Source organism: Sphingopyxis sp. (genome assembly GCF_050725655.1).
In the GTDB taxonomy this organism is placed as follows: Bacteria; Pseudomonadota; Alphaproteobacteria; order Sphingomonadales; family Sphingomonadaceae; genus Sphingopyxis.
This window is the reverse complement of sequence record NZ_JBOHHT010000123.1, coordinates 1-14,751: the sequence shown is the minus strand read 5'-3', so window position 1 is coordinate 14,751 and position 14,751 is coordinate 1. Positions and strand designations below refer to the sequence as shown.

Genomic DNA, 14,751 nt, shown 5'->3' with positions numbered 1-14,751 from the left:
CGATGGTGGCGCGCCGGATCAAAATCTATTTCGACGGCGGTTGCCGGCCCAATCCGGGGCGGATGGAAACCGCCGTCGTCACGGGGGGCGCCGCCGTGGTCGTGCGCGACGCGGGGATCGGCAGCAGCATGGATGCCGAGTGGCTGGCGCTGATCGCGGCACTGCGGCTGGCGCAGGATCTGGGGCTGCCGCATTTTGTCCTGCTCGGCGATGCGGCGGCGGTGGTGGAACAGGCAAATGGCGTGGTGCGGGCGCGGGGAGAGGCGGCGGATCATCTCGCCACTTTCCATACGCTCGTCGGTGACGGGCCGGCGCCGACCATACGCCATATCAAGCGGACGCAGAATCTGGCGGGGATCGCGCTGGCACGCGGGCGATAGCAAGCCGAAAGGCTGTCCATCGACATCACTAGTTGTTAAGCGCCGTGCGCCTATCCTTGGCAGACTCGATGGAAGACCGGCGCCTTGAAGCAGACCTATCCCTTGCCCGTGCACCACAGCTGGCCGCTTTATGAGCGCGACCGCTTTTTCGAGCTTGGGCAGTTGCACGGGAATGACACGCTCGATCCGGTTCCCGATCTGGACGATGTGGTGGCGCCGGTGCGGACGGCCCGGCTGGGCCAGTGGGAGTGCGACCTCACTGACAACGACCGGCTGAGCTGGTCGGACGAGGTCTATGACATTTTCGGCATTCCGCGCGGCGCCGTGGTGGCGCGCCACGAGGCCGTTGCGCTTTACGCCGAGGGGTCGCGCACCGCGATGGAAAAGCTCCGTGCCTATGCGATCCGGCATCGCCGCGGCTTCACGCTCGACGTCGAGATCAAGCCCGCGCAGGCACCGCGGCGCTGGATGCGGTTGATCGCGGCGCCGGTCTGCGTGGACGATCATGTCGTCAAGCTGCAAGGTCTGAAGTTTCTCGTCCCCGATGCGGGTGGTCGCGAATTTTGAACCGATCGATCGGCCGGACCTGAGAAACCACCGTTCTGGCACTATTGGCGGTGGCTTTCGTTGACGCGCTCGTGCCTTCGCCGCAGTCGATTATGACAGGCGTTGGGGGCACTGAAGGGCCAGCCACGCCTGATTCTTCCATTCATTCCCGAAGGCATTTGCCCCGTATATGAAGTTTTTTAATCGGTTTGCGTCGACCGCGCACGACATGGCTATCGACCTGGGTACCGTCAATACCGTGGTCTATTTGCGCGACAAGGGCATCGTACTCAACGAGCCGTCGGTCGTGGCGCTGGAGACGCGCGACGGCGTGCGGCGCGTGAAGGTCGTCGGCAACGAGGCCAAGCCGATGATGGGCAAGACCCCCGACAATATCCAGGCGATCCGCCCCCTTCGCGACGGCGTGATCGCCGACATCGACGTCGCCGAACAGATGCTGAAGCATTTCATGGACAAGGCGCAGGGCGGGGCGAGCCGTTTTGCCCGGCGCAGCAATGTCGTGATCTGTGTTCCGGCGGGCTCGACGATGGTCGAACGCCGCGCGATCCGCGATGCCGCCACGAACGCCGGCGCGGTGTCGGTGCAGTTGATCGAGGAATCGCTCGCCGCGGCGATCGGCGCGGGGCTGCATGTCACCGAGCCGCGCGGCGCGATGGTGGTGGACATCGGTGGCGGCACCACCGAGGTCGCGGTGCTGTCGCTGAGCGGCATCGCGTACAGCAATTCGGTGCGCGTCGGCGGCGACAAGATGGACGAGATGATCTCGTCGTCGATCCGCCGCCGGCACAATCTGATGATCGGCGAAATGACCGCCGAGCGCGTCAAGCTGACGATCGGCTGCGCGACCCCGCCCGTCGGCGACGGCATGATCATGGGCGTGAAAGGCCGCGATCTGGTAACGGGCCGTCCCGCCGAAGTGCAGGTGACCGAGGCCGAGATCGCCGAGGCGCTGACCGAGCCGGTCGGGCAGATCGTCGGCGCGGTGCGCGCTGCGCTCGAGCAGACGCCGCCCGAACTGTCGGCCGACATCATTGATGAGGGCATCACGCTGACCGGTGGCGGTGCGCTGCTGCGCCGGATGGATCAGGCGATCGCGCGCGCGACGGGACTGCCGGTGGTGGTCGCCGACGATGCGCTGATCTGCGTCGCGATGGGCGCCGGCCGCGCGTTCGAGGATCCCGCCTATCATGGCGTGCTGATCGCGGCCTAAGGTCGATCAGGCGTAGGCGTCGATTGCGGCGAGGTGTTTGGCCTTGTCGGCGTCGCCGAGGAACGATCCGGTGAAGCTGTTGCGCGCGAGGGTCAGAAGCTCGTCTTTCGACAGGTCGAGCGCGTCGGCGACCGCTTGATAATTGGCGTTCACATAGCCGCCGAAATAGCTGGGATCGTCGCTGTTCACCGTCGCGCGGAGCCCGGCACCGAGCATCGTCTTGAGCGGATGGTCGGCGATGTCGCCGACGACGCAGAGCTTCAGATTCGAGAGCGGGCAGACGGTGAGCGTCATTCCCTCGGCGGCGAGGCGCGCGACGAGCGCGGGGTCTTCGAGGCTGCGGTTGCCATGGTCGATGCGGTCGACTTTCAGGAGGTCGAGCGCCTCGTGGACATAGGCGGGCGGGCCTTCCTCGCCGGCGTGCGCGACGATCTTGAGGCCGAGGCCGCGCGCGCGGGCAAAGACGCGTTCGAACTTGGCGGGCGGGTGGCCGACCTCGGAGGAATCGAGGCCGACGCCGTCGATGCGATCGAGGAACGGCAACGCTTCGTCGAGCGTCTTTTCGGCCTCGGCTTCGCTCAAATGGCGGAGGAAGCACATGATGAGCTTCGACGTCATGCCATAGCTTGCCTGCGCGTCGCCCAGCGCGCGGGTGATGCCCGCGATCACGGTTTCGAAGGCGACACCGCGCTCGGTGTGTCCCTGCGGGTCGAAGAAGATTTCGACGTGGCGAACCGTATCGGCGTGGGCGCGCACCAGATAGGCGGCGGTCAGGTCGTAGAAGTCCTGCTCGCTGTGGAGGACGCCCATCCCCTGATAATAGATGTCGAGAAAATCCTGGAGGTTCGAGAAGGCGTAGGCGGCGCGCACTTCCTCGACGCTGGCGAAGGGGATGGCGACGGCGTTGCGCTGTGCGAGTTCGAACATCAACTCGGGTTCGAGCGAGCCTTCGATATGGAGGTGAAGCTCGGCCTTGGGCAGAGCAGCGATGAAGGCGGCACGCTCTTCGGCTGATGCAAAACCATCAGGCATCGGGCTTGTCCTCCTCGCGCAGGATGATCGCCGCCTCGGGCTTGTGTTGGCGGATTTCCTTGACCGTCAGCCCGTCGACCTCGTGCGGGAAGATAAGCCATTGGTCGGTTTCGTGGACGAAGAAATCGGGTTTGAGGTCGGTCACGTTGCGCCCGGGTTTGTACCACACGGTCGCGATGCGAATGTCGCGCGGCATATTGTGGCGGCAGCGTGCCTTGAGTTCGGCGATGAAGGCGCGGATGCTGCGCCCGCTGTCGAAGACATCGTCGATGATCAGCAGCCGGTCCTCGGGGTTCAGCGTGTCGATGAGATAGCCGAGGGCGAAGACTTTGACGTGCGCATCCTGCCGGTCGATGCCGTGGTAGGAGGAGGTGCGGATCGCGATATGGTCGCAATGCTGGCCGTGATAGTCGAGCAGTTCCTGCACCGCGATGCCGACCGGCGCGCCGCCGCGCCAGATGCCGACGAGGTGCGTCGGCTTGAAACCGCTATCCAGCACCTGCATGCCGAGACGGAAGGAGTCGGCGAGCAGCTCGTTCGCGCTGATGAAGATCTTTTCGCCACTCATGTGCCGGGTCCGCCGATCCTATTTCTTCTTCGCCGCAATATAGCGCGTCACTTGCTCTTCGAGAATATCGAGCGGCAGCGCGCCTTCGCTCAGCACCGCTTCGTGGAAGTCGCGGATGTCGAAGCGTGGTCCGAGCTCGCGTTCGGCGCGTTTGCGCAGCTCGGCGATCTTGAGCTGGCCGACCATGTAGCTCGTCGCCTGACCGGGCCAGTTGAAATAGCGGTCGACTTCGCGCGCGATGTCGGTGTCCGACACCGAACTGTTCGCCTTGAAGTAAGCGATCGACTGCTCGCGCGTCCAGCGCTTCGAATGGATGCCGGTGTCGAGCACCAGCCGGATCGCGCGCCACACCTGGAGCGACAGCATGCCGAAGCGGTCATAGGGGGTCTTGTATACTCCCATCTCGTTCGCGAGCCGCTCCGAATAGAGCCCCCAGCCCTCCATATAGGCGCCATAGCCGCCGAACTTGCGGAATTTGGGGATTCCGGTGAGTTCCTGCTGGCGCGCGATCTGGAAATGGTGGCCCGGCGCGCCTTCGTGCGCGGCGATCCCGGCGACCTGCACCTTTTGCGTCTGGTTCATGTCGACGAGATTGACATAATAGATGCCGGGGCGCGTCCCGTCGGCCGAGGGCGGGTTGTAGAAGGCGGTCGATGCCGTGCCCTCGCGCCATTTCTCCACCGCGCGCACTTCGAGCGCCGCCTTGGGCAGGACGCGGAAATAGCGCGGGGCGGCGTCCATCACCGACGCAATGACCGCGCGCGCGTCGGCGAGATAGGTCTCGCGGCCAGCCTCGGTGTTCGGATATTTGAACTGCGGATCGGTGCGGATGTGGTCGAAGAATTGTTCGAGCGTGCCGGTAAAGCCGACCTCGCGCTTGATCGCCTCCATCTCCTCGCGGATCGCCGCGACCTGTTGGAGCCCGAGGTCGTGGATCTGGTCGGCGGTCAGGCTGGTGGTGGTCGAGCTTTTCAGCCGGTCGGCGTAATAGGCGGGGCCGTCGGGGAGGTTCCATGCGCCGAAATTGCCCTTCGATTTGGGCTCGATTTCGTCGATCGCGGCGATCAGTATGTTGTAGCCCTGCCTGAACGGTCCGGTCAGCGCGGCGCTCGCGTCGGCGATCAGCTTTGCCTGCGCTGCCGCCGGGGCATCGAGCGCCTCAACCTTCTTGCGGAAGTCGGCCATCAGCGTCGAATCGGCACCGCCGTCGAAGGGCGCGCCCGCGATGACCTTGAGCGCGTCGGCGCGCGCGGGGGCGAAATTGACCTTGTTGGGGACGATCCCCGCCGCGGCTTGTTCACGCATCGTCGCTGCGACCTCGCGCATCACGCGATCGGTGTCGCGCAGGCGGGCGATATAGGCTTCTGCATCGGCGACGCTGTCGATCTTGTGATTGTTGATCAGCAGCACGGGGATCGCGCCGGCGGGGCTGCCGTTGGTCGACACGGGGAAGCGCAGGTTGCGGAAGCGGAGCGATTCGCGGCCGCGTTCGACTTCATATTCGAACAATCGGTAGCTGACGCGCGCGCTCTCGCCGAGCTGATCAGGCTTGAAGCGCGCGCGCATGTCCTTGAGCTGGCGCTCGGCGAGTTCCTGATCGCGTACCATCGCAGCGTCGGTATAATCGTCGAGCTTGCCGTAATTGGTCTTGAGGCCGAGTTGGGTCTGCGATTCGGGGCTGAGCCCCAGCCGCTCTTCGAACGCCTGATCGAGGAACTGGAGCAGAGCCTGGTCTTGCGCCCCGGCTTGCTGCGGCGCGGCCTGTGCGGAGGCGGGGGTAGCGACCGGAACGAGCGGCAGGACGGGGAGCAGCATCAGGGCAACGGCAAGGCGCATCGGGATCTCCTATCGAATGGCAGGCTTGTTGCGCAGCGCCGGGCCGGACGCAATAATATTTCAGCGGTTTGGGCGCTGCCTATCTGTTTTCGCGAAGGCCGTTGTCTGTCGTTGTGAGATGTGGAGGGCCGGTTTGGGTTGGGGAGCGGATGATCGATTACCCCATCCCCTCTCCTTCAGGGGAGGGGCAGCGAGACTTGGGAGCTTGCTCCCTAGTCGCAGCGGGGTGGGAGCTTGCAACCTTGCGCAAGGCCGATGGCCCCCACCCCAACCCCTCCCCTGAAGGGGAGGGGCTTAATGGCGCTACGGCAACTACTGGTCGTCAACAGTCGCCGTGGCCCGCTTATTTCCGCGACGCGGCGCTCTTGTCGCGGATCGCCTTGAATTCGCTGCCATCCTTCCAGCCCGGCCATTTGGCCGAGCGGGCGAGTTCGTCGCCGATCGTGTAGAAGACCGAAATATCCTGCACCGCGCCGTCGAGATTCCAGCTTTCATCCCACGCGTCGCACGCCTGATGATAGCATTTGCCGGTATAGGCATCGACCCACGCCTGCCCGGCAGGTTTGCCGCCCTCGATGAGATCGGAGGCGCCCGCGATGCCCATCATCAGGAGGACGGGGACGCCGCGCTTGGCGAGGCTGAAATGGTCGGCGCGGTAGAAGAGGCCGCGTTCGGGGAGACTTTCCACCGAGACAGTGCGGCTCTGCGTGGCGGCGACGCGCGTGAGATCGTCTTCGAGACTGCCCTGTCCCTTGCCGACGAGGATGACGTCTTTTGCCTTCCCGGCGGTTTGCAGGATGTCGAGGCCGAGGTTCACCACCGTTTTTTCGACGGGGAAGATCGGGTTCGCGGCATAGGCTTCGGAGCCGAGCAGTCCGCGTTCCTCGGCGGTCCAGAAAGCGAAGGCGATGGTGCGATCGGGGACGGGGGCCGCCTTGAACAACCGTGCAATCTCGAACAGCCCTGCGACGCCGAGCGCGTCGTCGTTGGCGCCGGCGCGGTAGATGCGGCCCTTTTCGTCGGGCGGTCCTTCGCCATAGCCATCCCAGTGCGCGCCGTACATGACGACCTCGTCGGGGCGCTTGACACCGGGGATTTTGGCGAGGACATTCTGGCTCTGCACGACCGCCTGCGTCACCGGGATTGCGGCGTTGAAGCTGGTGCCGAGGTCGACGGGTTTGAAGTCCTTGCGGCGCGCGGCGGTGCGCAGTTTCGAAAGATCCTGTCCGGCGTTCGCGAACAGGGTTGTCGCGGTTTCGCCCGAAATCCAGCCCTGCAGCGCGAGGCTCGTCACCTTTTCGGACGAGACGACGAGGCCGTAATTTTCGCCGCCGCCGCTTTTGACGACGTTCCAGCCATAGCCGACGCCGTCGGTATCGTGGACGATCAGCGCGGCGATCGCGCCGCGGCGTGAGGCTTCCTCGAACTTGTAGGTCCAGCGGCCGTAATAGGTCATCGTGCGGCCGCCGAACTTGCCGAAGCTATCCTCGCCCTTCGTGGCGACGAAATCGGGGTCGTTGATCAGGAAGACCGCGACCTTGCCTTTCAGATCCTGTCCCTTGAAATCGTCCCAGCCGCGTTCGGGGGCGGTGACGCCGTAGCCGACGAAGACGAGCGGCGCGCTCGCGATCACCGCCTGATCCTTCGGCTGGAGCGTCGAGACATAGATGTCGGTGCCGAAGGTCAGCGGCGTCGCCGCGCCCTTGCGGTCGAAGGCGAGCGTCGTCGGCGTGCCGAGGCGGGTGTGAAGCAAGGGCACGGGCTGGGTCCAGCCGCCGTCGGTGCCCGCGGGTTCGAGACCGAGCGCCTGCAGCCGGCCGATCAGATAGCCGATCGTGCGCTCCTCGCCCACGGTGCCGGGCGCGCGGCCCTGGAACTGGTCCGACGCGAGCGTGCGGACGGTTTCGGTGAGGTTAGCGGCGTCGATGCCCGATTGCGCCGATGCCGGGACGGCGAGGGCGGCGGAGAGCAGGAGGGCGGCGGCGATAGGACGGGGCATAGGAGGCTTTCTGTTCGTCAGCGGTCGAGGCAGCGTTTGAGATAGGCGCGGGCGCCGTCAAAGTCGCGCATTTCCATCGTCATCGGCGCGGCGCCGCCGACGGTCAGGGTGAGCGTGAAGACGGCGGGGAATTTGTCGAGATTCTCGACGTGGCCCAGCGGGACATCGTGCCACGTGCGGCCTTCGTCGATGGGGTAGCTCGTCACCTCGACCTCGCCGTCGCCGATGCCGGTGATCGCGAGCTTCGCCTTACGCGGCTTGAGTTCGCGCGTTTCGTCCTTGGCGAGCGGCTTGAGGTCGCCCGCACGGGCCCGGTCCGAAATGGCGAGCTTCATATTGCTCGTGTCGCTGGCGACCGAGAGCATCCATGCGCGCTGGGCATCGGCGGGATCGGCCCATGTCACGCTGCACTGCATCTGGCCGCTCCAAGGCGGATCGGTAGGTGTCTCGGCGGGCGGGGCGGCGAGGGTCAGGATCGGCGCCAGCGCCGCGATGGGGAAAGGGCATGGTTCGGCTTCCCGTTTTGGGTTTGGAAACCGGGTCTTAGCACGAAGAAGCAGGTTGTGGACCGCTCCGGCGGTGGGTTGCAATGCGGGATGAGCCGGGGCCGCGGGTGCCCCGACTCATCGCTTCGCGCCGGGATCAACCTTCGACAAGAACCGGGGCGGCCTGGTCGACAATATTGCCCGACTGGCGGTCGAACAGCCGGCGATACTGACCCCCCGCGTTGGCGAGCAGCGTTTCATGGTCGCCGTCCTCGATGATCCGGCCCTGATCGAACACCAGAATCCGGTCGAGCGTGCGCACCGTCGACAGCCGGTGCGCGATGACGATTGCGGTGCGGCCCTTCATCAGCCGGTCCATCGCCTCCTGGATCAGCGCTTCGCTTTCCGAATCGAGGCTCGACGTCGCCTCGTCGAGGATGAGGATTGGCGCATCGGCGAGGAAAGCGCGGGCGAGCGCCACGCGCTGACGCTCGCCGCCCGACAGCTTGACCCCGCGTTCGCCGACGAGCGTCGCATAGCCGCGCGGCAACCGGGCGATGAAGTCGTGCGCATTGGCAAGCCGTGCCGCCGCCTCGATTTCGGCGCGGGTCGCGTCGGGGCGGGCGTAGGCGATATTGTCGGCGAGGCTGCGGTGGAACAGGATCGGTTCCTGCTGGACGATCGCGATCTGTGCGCGGAGCGATTGCTGCGTCGCGTGCGACACATCCTGTCCGTCGATTGTCACGCGGCCTCCGCTGACATCGTAGAGACGCTGGATGAGTTTGACGAAGCTGGTCTTGCCCGACCCCGAATGGCCGACGAGGCCGATCCGCTCGCCGCCGCGGATCAGGACGTCGAGATGTTCGTACAGGGGCGTTTCGTGCCCGCCATAGCGGAAGGTGACGTCGTCGAAGCGCACCTCGCCGGCGCCGATCCGGATCGGGGCGGCGTCCGCCCTGTCCTCGATCCCCAGCGGCTGGTCGTGAAGGTCGACCAGTTCTTCCATCTCGTTCACCGAGCGTTGCAGATGATGGATGTGGAAGCCGATGTCGACGAGATAACCGTGGACGACGAAATAGCTGGTGAGCACAAAGGCGACATCGCCCGGCGTCGCGGCGCCGCGCCACCACAGCCACAGAGCCGTTCCGGTGATCGCGCTCCGCACGATCCAGAGAAGCAGGATCTGCGCGCTGCCCGACCAGGTGTAACGCATCCACGTGCGCCGCGTGCGCTTCGCCCATTTGGCGAGCAGTCCCCCGGCGCGCGCCTCTTCGCGGTCCTCGGCGCCGAACGCCTTGACGACGGCGTTCGAGCCGATCGCGTCCGAGAGGAGACCGCCCAGCTTTGTGTCCCAAGCGTTCGACAAGGTCGCGGCGGGCGAGGCCCAGCGCGCGGCGAGCAGGACGGTCATCGCGACATAGAGGGCCGCGCCGACGCCCATCACGAGCCCGAGCACCGGCCAGTGCCAGCCGAGAAGCAGCATCGTGCCGAGAAGCACGACGACCGAGGGCAGCAATTGCAGCAGCAGCACGTCGTTGAGCGTGTCGAACGCCCACATGCCGCGCGTGATCTTGCGCACCGTCGAACCGGCAAAGGCATTGGCGTGCCAATCGGTCGAGAAGCGCTGGACGCGGTGGAAGCTGTCCTGCGTCACGCCCCGCATCATGCGCAGGGTGAAAGGGACGATGCCCGCCCAGGCGACGTGGCGGAGCAGCACCATCGCGAGGCCGAGCGCTGCCATCGCCGCGAACAGCGCGAACACGCTATCGCGCCGGCCGACCGCCAGCGCGTCGATCAGGCGCCCCGCAAACAGCGGCACGAAAATCTCCGTGAGCGTCGCGGCGGTGATGAACAAGGCAATGAAGGCGGCGCGTCCGCGCTGCCCGGCCCAGTGGCGAAAAGTAAAATCGAGGACGCGGCGGATCGAATCCGCGCGGCCCTTTTGAAGCGTCGATGTCATATCATGAACCGGCGCGCGAGCGCCGTCTCCAAAGCATTAAGTCAGGGAGCGATCGGGTCGGGGACCCGGATCACGGAGGCTTCAGGACCTAGTGGTGGAAGCGCTCAGGGGTTTGAAACCTGCCGAGAGGGCGTGCTGCGATCGGAAATTTCATTTACGCCCTCCTTTCTTCGCGTTGGAATGGACGGGAGACCTAACAATCTCCCGTCCGTCTGGCAAGCCTCGGGATTTCCGATGTGCGGGCGGCGGTGATTTGACAGCAAGAAACGGGGCGTGCGCGCGCGTGCGTGGTGGCATGGCCGCTCGATGACCCAAACGATCGAACGAGATATCGCGGCGCGCCTCTGCGCGGTGGACTGGAAGAATGTCGCGGCGACGCTCGACGGCGAGGGGTGGGCCATCCTGCCGCGAATTCTGAGCGATGCCGAATGCGACGAGACCGCGGCGCTCTATAGCCGGGAGGCGGGGTTTCGCAGCCATGTGTTTATGGCACGGCACGGTTTCGGGCGCGGGGAATATCGCTACTTCGCTTATCCCTTGCCGCCGCTCGTCAGGGCGTTGCGTGGCGGGCTGTACCCGCACCTCGCGCCGATCGCGAACCGCTGGCACGAGCGGATGGGAATGGCGGTGCGCTTTCCCGCCGAGCACGCCGCGTTCCTCGCACGCTGCCACGATGCGGGGCAGCGGCGGCCGACGCCGTTGCTGCTGCAATATGGTGCGGGCGATTATAATTGCCTGCACCAGGACCTGTATGGCGAGCATGTCTTTCCGTTGCAGGTCGCGGTGTTGCTTTCGGCGCCGGATGCGGATTTTACCGGCGGCGAGTTCGTGCTGACCGAGCAAAGGCCGCGAATGCAGTCGCGCGCCGCGGTCGTGCCGCTGAACAAGGGCGATGCGGTGGTGTTTGCGGTGAATGTGCGGCCGGTTCGGGGGGGGCGCGGCGATTATCGCGTCGCGATGCGCCACGGGGTCAGCGAAATCCGGTCGGGGCGGCGGCACACGCTGGGCGTCATTTTTCACGACGCGGCCTAGGCGTCTCAGTCGCCCAGCGAGCGCATCAGATTGTCGCGCAGCTTGGCGACCGATTTCTGGACGTCGAAAAAACTGTCACCGAGGCCGGTCGCGTCGAACAATTCATTGCCGATCTCATGACTACGCAGCTCGCTGCCCTTGGCGGTCAGGCGGATGCGGACCTGGCGTTCGTCGGCAGGGTCGCGGCGGCGTTCGATGAAGCCCGATTGTTCGAGTTTCTTGAGGATCGGGGTGAGCGTGTTCGATTCGAGGAACATCTTGTCGCCGATCTCGCCGACGGTCTGGTCGTCCTTTTCCCATAGCGCAACGAGCACGATATATTGGGTGTAGGTGAGGCCGAGCTTGTCGAGGATCGGGCGGTAGGCGCGTCCGAAGGCGAGGTTCGCCGAATAGACCGCGAAGCAGAGGAATTCGCCGAGTTTGGGCCGTTCGGGGGCGGGCGACTGCGTCATTGGGGTTCCTTGGCGAATGTCCGAGAATTCAAGCGTGTACGATGAAATCGGAATTCGCGGGTGTCAACCGGGCGGTGCCTGCCGGGGGAAAGAGCGGCACCGCCCGGGGAGACATCAGACGAGGTTGAGTTCGATATCGATATTGCCTTCGACTGCCTTCGAATAGGGGCAGATCTTGTGGGCGGTGTCGACCAGTTCGCGCGCAATGTCGCGGTCGATGCCGGGGACGGTGATGTCGAGGCGGGCGCGGAGGACGAAACCGTCGGTGCGGTTCAGAAGCTCGATCGTCGTGTCGGCTTCGGGCGAAGCGGGCAGCTTGATCTTGCGCTGTCCGGCGGCGAGTTCGAGCGCGCCGATGAAGCAGGCCGACCAAGCGGCGGCGAAGAGGTTTTCGGCGGCAGGGTGCGGCTGGGGCAGCGCGAGGTCGAGAACGTCGTTTGTGCTGCGGGCGTAGCCGTCGGGGCCGCCTTTGACGTGGGTGGTGCCGGTGAAGATGATTTTGTCAGCCATTTCGGGTTCCTTTCGGGGCATGTTTGATCGTATCCGTTTATATCGGATGCGATGTAATTAGATGAGTCGCGGCGCAAAGTAAAGCGTAGCCGACTAGATCGGATACGATATAATTATAAGCTATTGAAATCGGATTTATATAATTTCACGGCGGCCCGTGTTTTCTGCCTTTGGTGGCCGTTGACCGGCGATTTCGACGGGAAGGTGACCTCCCGAATCTCATCACTTCGTCATTCCCGCGAAAGCGGGAATGACGAAGGTTAGGGGTGGCGACCCTCCACCCTGAAACCGCACAGGGGCGATCGGCTATTTCGCCGCCGCGTCGGCTGCGGGCCGCGTCCAGCCCTTCTTATACTTCTCGAACCAGGCAAGGATTGCCGATGCCTTGGCGGCCGATTGCGAGGGGCGCGCGGCGATGGTGCCGTGGCCGGCGCCGGGAACCTTAATCAGCGCGCTCGGCACGCCGCGGAGGCGGAGCGCGGTGTAATATTGTTCGGATTCGCTGACCGGGGTGCGGTAATCCTCGGCGCCGACGATGACGAGCGTCGGGGTTTCGACATTGCCGACGAGCGAGAGCGGTGAGCGCGACCAGAAGAGTTCGGGCTTTTCCCACGGCTCGGCGCCGAGCCAATAGGGGCCGAAGAAGCCGGGGCCGTCGGCGGTGAGCGCCTGCGTCGTCCAGTTGATCACCGGCTTTTGCGTGACCGCGGCCTTGAAGCGGTTGGTCTTGCCGACGATCCAGCTGGTGAGCACGCCGCCGCCCGAGCCGCCGGTGACGAAGAGCGCGTCCGGATCGGCCACGCCGAGCTCGATCGCGCGGTCGACGATGCTGATGAGGTCGTAATAATCATTGCCCGGATACTGCTTGTCGATCTCGTTCGCGAAGGCCGCGCCATAGCTGGTCGAACCGCGCGGGTTGGCCGAGAGGACGGCATAGCCGCCCGCGGCGTAAAGCTGGTTGTCGGTCGAGAAGTGGCCGCCATAGGCCGCGAAGGGCCCGCCGTGGATTTCGAGGATCAGCGGCACGCGCTGGCCCTCGCGGTAGCCGGGCGGGAGGGTCAGCCAGCCCTCGATCGTCTTGCCGTCGTGGCTTGAGGCGACGGTAATCTTGCGGACTTCGCCGAGCGACTTCACTTCGCGCAAGCTCCGGTTGAGGTCGGTGAGGATGCGCGCGGTGCCGCCGCGATTCAGTTGAACCTCGGCGGGGCGGGTCGCGGTGCCGCCGGTGAAGGCGATCGCGCCTCCGTCCGACACGGTGAAGCTGCCGCCGGTATAGGGGCGGTCGAGCCCGCCACCCGAAAGGCCGGTCGCGGCGGTACGGACCGCGCCATCGAGGCCGATGCGTGCGACTTTGGTTTCGCCATGATCGTCGTACTGCGCATAGACGGACTTGCCGTCGGCCGCCCACTGGATCGCATCGACGCCATGGTCCCAATTGCCGGTCAGGCTGCGCTTGCCCGATCCGTCGCGGTTCATGACGTAGAGCTGCGTATTCTCATAGGCGCGCAATTTGTCATCGAAGCCGAGATAGGCGATCTTGCCGCCGTCGGGTGAGACGAGCGGATTGGCGTCGGGGCCGTTGCGGTCGGTCAATGCGGTGACGCCGCCGCTCGTCACGTCGAGCGCATGGATTTCGCTCTCGACCGGATCCTTCTCCCAATCGGGTTTGCGGTTCGCGCTGAAATAGAGGGTGCGGCCATCGCGCGACCAGCTCAAGGGACCGCCGTCGTGATAGGGGCCGAAGGTGAGCTGGCGCGGCGAGCCGCCCGTTGCGGGGACGACGAAAATCTTCTCGAAGCCGGGTTCGAGATAGCCTTCGCCATCAGCGCGATAGGCGAGAAGATCATGAACTTCGAGCGGGTCGGCCCATTTCGCGCCTTCGGGCTTGCTCTTGGGTGCTGCGCCGAAGCTCGGGCCATCGTCCTTGACGAGCATCGTGTAGGCAATCGAGCGGCCGTCGGGCGACCAGGTGAGGCTCGACGGGCTGGTCGGCAGGCCGGTGAGGCGCACCGCTTCGCCGCCGTTCATCCAGCGCACCCAGAGCTGCGCGCTGCCGCCCTCGGTCGAGGCGAAGGCGAGGCGCTTGCCGTCGGGCGACCAGCGTGGCGAAAAGGCGCCGCCGCTGCGGCCCGCGACCGGGGTTTCCTCGCCGGTCTGGGTATCGATCAGCCAGATCGAGCTGACCGCGCGGTCGGACATGATGTCGTTCGAACGGCGGACATAGGCGATGTGGCGGCCATCGGGGCTGATTTGCGGATCCGAAGCGATCGAGAGGTCGAAGAGGTCGGCGCCGGTCAGGCTGCGCTCGGGGCTATTGCGCGCGCTGCCGACGGCGGAGGCGGACATGGGGGCTGCGGGCGCGGCGGTTTCGGCGACGGGTGCAGGGGCTTCCTGCGCGAGAATTGCCTGCGAGGAGAGGGCGAGAAGGCTCGCGCCGAGAATGGCCAGTTTGCGCATGAAGATTCGACCCCTTTTTGGTGAGGGGGTGAGGTCTGTACGTTTCGCCGGGAGCGGTCAACCGGCCACGATTGAGCCAGCCGGTTTGTCATCCGGGGAAGGACGGAATCTCGACGGGGCGCTGTCGATCAGCGTTGTGATCCGGGGATGACGAATGTCTGGAGACGACCAGAAGTGGACGTTGCGAACCCAACCCACGTCACCCCGGGCTTGACCCGGGGCCTGCCTGTCTTGAACAAAAAGGCGGGTCCCGGGTCAAGCCC

13 protein-coding genes are annotated in these 14,751 nt (G+C 65.3%); 4 read left to right on the top strand and 9 right to left on the bottom strand.

From position 1 onward, the window contains the following. Window positions 1-2 precede the first annotated feature (2 nt). The 3 genes from ACREBX_RS20010 (at window position 3) to ACREBX_RS20000 (ending at window position 2,157) form a co-directional block, all read left to right on the top strand. Window positions 3-380 carry a reverse transcriptase-like protein gene (locus tag ACREBX_RS20010; RefSeq protein WP_431563488.1) on the top strand — a complete coding sequence of 126 codons (378 nt, stop codon included), beginning with the start codon at window positions 3-5 and terminating at the stop codon, window positions 378-380. An 84-nt stretch (window positions 381-464) separates the two neighbouring features. Continuing rightward, window positions 465-947: a hypothetical protein gene (locus tag ACREBX_RS20005; RefSeq protein ID WP_431563487.1), complete on the top strand. Its 483-nt coding sequence runs from the start codon at window positions 465-467 to the stop codon at window positions 945-947. Between the two features lie 169 nt (window positions 948-1,116). Continuing rightward, a complete protein-coding gene (locus ACREBX_RS20000; protein WP_431563486.1) occupies window positions 1,117-2,157 on the top strand; it encodes a rod shape-determining protein in 1,041 nt (346 codons plus the stop codon). A gap of 6 nt (window positions 2,158-2,163) precedes the next feature. Here the strand turns inward: ACREBX_RS20000 and ACREBX_RS19995 are convergent, their stop codons facing one another. The 6 genes from ACREBX_RS19995 to ACREBX_RS19970 all read right to left on the bottom strand — a co-directional run bounded on the left by ACREBX_RS19995 (window position 2,164) and on the right by ACREBX_RS19970 (window position 10,037). Next, window positions 2,164-3,189, bottom strand: coding sequence for an adenosine deaminase (locus ACREBX_RS19995; protein WP_431563485.1), 1,026 nt, complete (start codon window positions 3,187-3,189; stop codon window positions 2,164-2,166). Continuing rightward, window positions 3,182-3,757: a phosphoribosyltransferase gene (locus ACREBX_RS19990; RefSeq protein WP_431563484.1), complete on the bottom strand. Its 576-nt coding sequence runs from the start codon at window positions 3,755-3,757 to the stop codon at window positions 3,182-3,184. The genes ACREBX_RS19995 and ACREBX_RS19990 overlap by 8 nt, the downstream gene beginning before the upstream one ends. A gap of 18 nt (window positions 3,758-3,775) precedes the next feature. After that, a complete protein-coding gene (locus ACREBX_RS19985) occupies window positions 3,776-5,593 on the bottom strand; it encodes a DUF885 domain-containing protein (protein ID WP_431563483.1) in 1,818 nt (605 codons plus the stop codon). 343 nt (window positions 5,594-5,936) lie between these two features. Continuing rightward, window positions 5,937-7,592, bottom strand: a complete 1,656-nt coding sequence (locus ACREBX_RS19980) for a M20/M25/M40 family metallo-hydrolase (protein WP_431563482.1) — start codon at window positions 7,590-7,592, stop codon at window positions 5,937-5,939. A 17-nt stretch (window positions 7,593-7,609) separates the two neighbouring features. Then, the gene (locus ACREBX_RS19975; protein WP_431563481.1) at window positions 7,610-8,008 is read right to left on the bottom strand and encodes a hypothetical protein; all 399 of its coding nucleotides are present in this window, start codon (window positions 8,006-8,008) and stop codon (window positions 7,610-7,612) included. 226 nt (window positions 8,009-8,234) lie between these two features. Further along, on the bottom strand, window positions 8,235-10,037 hold the full coding sequence (locus ACREBX_RS19970) for an ABC transporter ATP-binding protein (RefSeq protein ID WP_431563480.1): 1,803 nt from the start codon (window positions 10,035-10,037) through the stop codon (window positions 8,235-8,237). Between the two features lie 306 nt (window positions 10,038-10,343). On the opposite strand from ACREBX_RS19970, the gene ACREBX_RS19965 reads away from it, so the two are divergent. Then, window positions 10,344-11,069, top strand: a complete 726-nt coding sequence (locus tag ACREBX_RS19965; protein WP_431563479.1) for a 2OG-Fe(II) oxygenase — start codon at window positions 10,344-10,346, stop codon at window positions 11,067-11,069. A gap of 5 nt (window positions 11,070-11,074) precedes the next feature. Here the strand turns inward: ACREBX_RS19965 and ACREBX_RS19960 are convergent, their stop codons facing one another. From ACREBX_RS19960 to ACREBX_RS19950, 3 genes are all read right to left on the bottom strand, one after another. Further along, window positions 11,075-11,521, bottom strand: coding sequence for a MarR family winged helix-turn-helix transcriptional regulator (locus ACREBX_RS19960; RefSeq protein ID WP_431563478.1), 447 nt, complete (start codon window positions 11,519-11,521; stop codon window positions 11,075-11,077). 114 nt (window positions 11,522-11,635) lie between these two features. Continuing rightward, on the bottom strand, window positions 11,636-12,031 hold the full coding sequence (locus tag ACREBX_RS19955; RefSeq protein WP_431563477.1) for an Ohr family peroxiredoxin: 396 nt from the start codon (window positions 12,029-12,031) through the stop codon (window positions 11,636-11,638). Window positions 12,032-12,337: 306 nt separating this feature from the next. Then, entirely contained in the window at window positions 12,338-14,488 is a 2,151-nt protein-coding gene (locus ACREBX_RS19950) for a S9 family peptidase (protein ID WP_431563476.1), read from the bottom strand. Between the last annotated feature and the right edge of the window lie 263 nt (window positions 14,489-14,751).

Coding starts and splice junctions, on each gene's coding strand:
- ACREBX_RS20010 (WP_431563488.1), top strand. CDS start 3: ATGGTGGCGCGCCGGATCAAAATCTATTTCGACGGCGGTTGCCGGCCC.
- ACREBX_RS20000 (WP_431563486.1), top strand. CDS start 1,117: ATGAAGTTTTTTAATCGGTTTGCGTCGACCGCGCACGACATGGCTATC.
- ACREBX_RS19995 (WP_431563485.1), bottom strand. CDS start 3,189: ATGCCTGATGGTTTTGCATCAGCCGAAGAGCGTGCCGCCTTCATCGCT.
- ACREBX_RS19990 (WP_431563484.1), bottom strand. CDS start 3,757: ATGAGTGGCGAAAAGATCTTCATCAGCGCGAACGAGCTGCTCGCCGAC.
- ACREBX_RS19985 (WP_431563483.1), bottom strand. CDS start 5,593: ATGCGCCTTGCCGTTGCCCTGATGCTGCTCCCCGTCCTGCCGCTCGTT.
- ACREBX_RS19980 (WP_431563482.1), bottom strand. CDS start 7,592: ATGCCCCGTCCTATCGCCGCCGCCCTCCTGCTCTCCGCCGCCCTCGCC.
- ACREBX_RS19975 (WP_431563481.1), bottom strand. CDS start 8,008: ATGCAGTGCAGCGTGACATGGGCCGATCCCGCCGATGCCCAGCGCGCA.
- ACREBX_RS19970 (WP_431563480.1), bottom strand. CDS start 10,037: ATGACATCGACGCTTCAAAAGGGCCGCGCGGATTCGATCCGCCGCGTC.
- ACREBX_RS19965 (WP_431563479.1), top strand. CDS start 10,344: ATGACCCAAACGATCGAACGAGATATCGCGGCGCGCCTCTGCGCGGTG.
- ACREBX_RS19960 (WP_431563478.1), bottom strand. CDS start 11,521: ATGACGCAGTCGCCCGCCCCCGAACGGCCCAAACTCGGCGAATTCCTC.
- ACREBX_RS19955 (WP_431563477.1), bottom strand. CDS start 12,031: ATGGCTGACAAAATCATCTTCACCGGCACCACCCACGTCAAAGGCGGC.
- ACREBX_RS19950 (WP_431563476.1), bottom strand. CDS start 14,488: ATGCGCAAACTGGCCATTCTCGGCGCGAGCCTTCTCGCCCTCTCCTCG.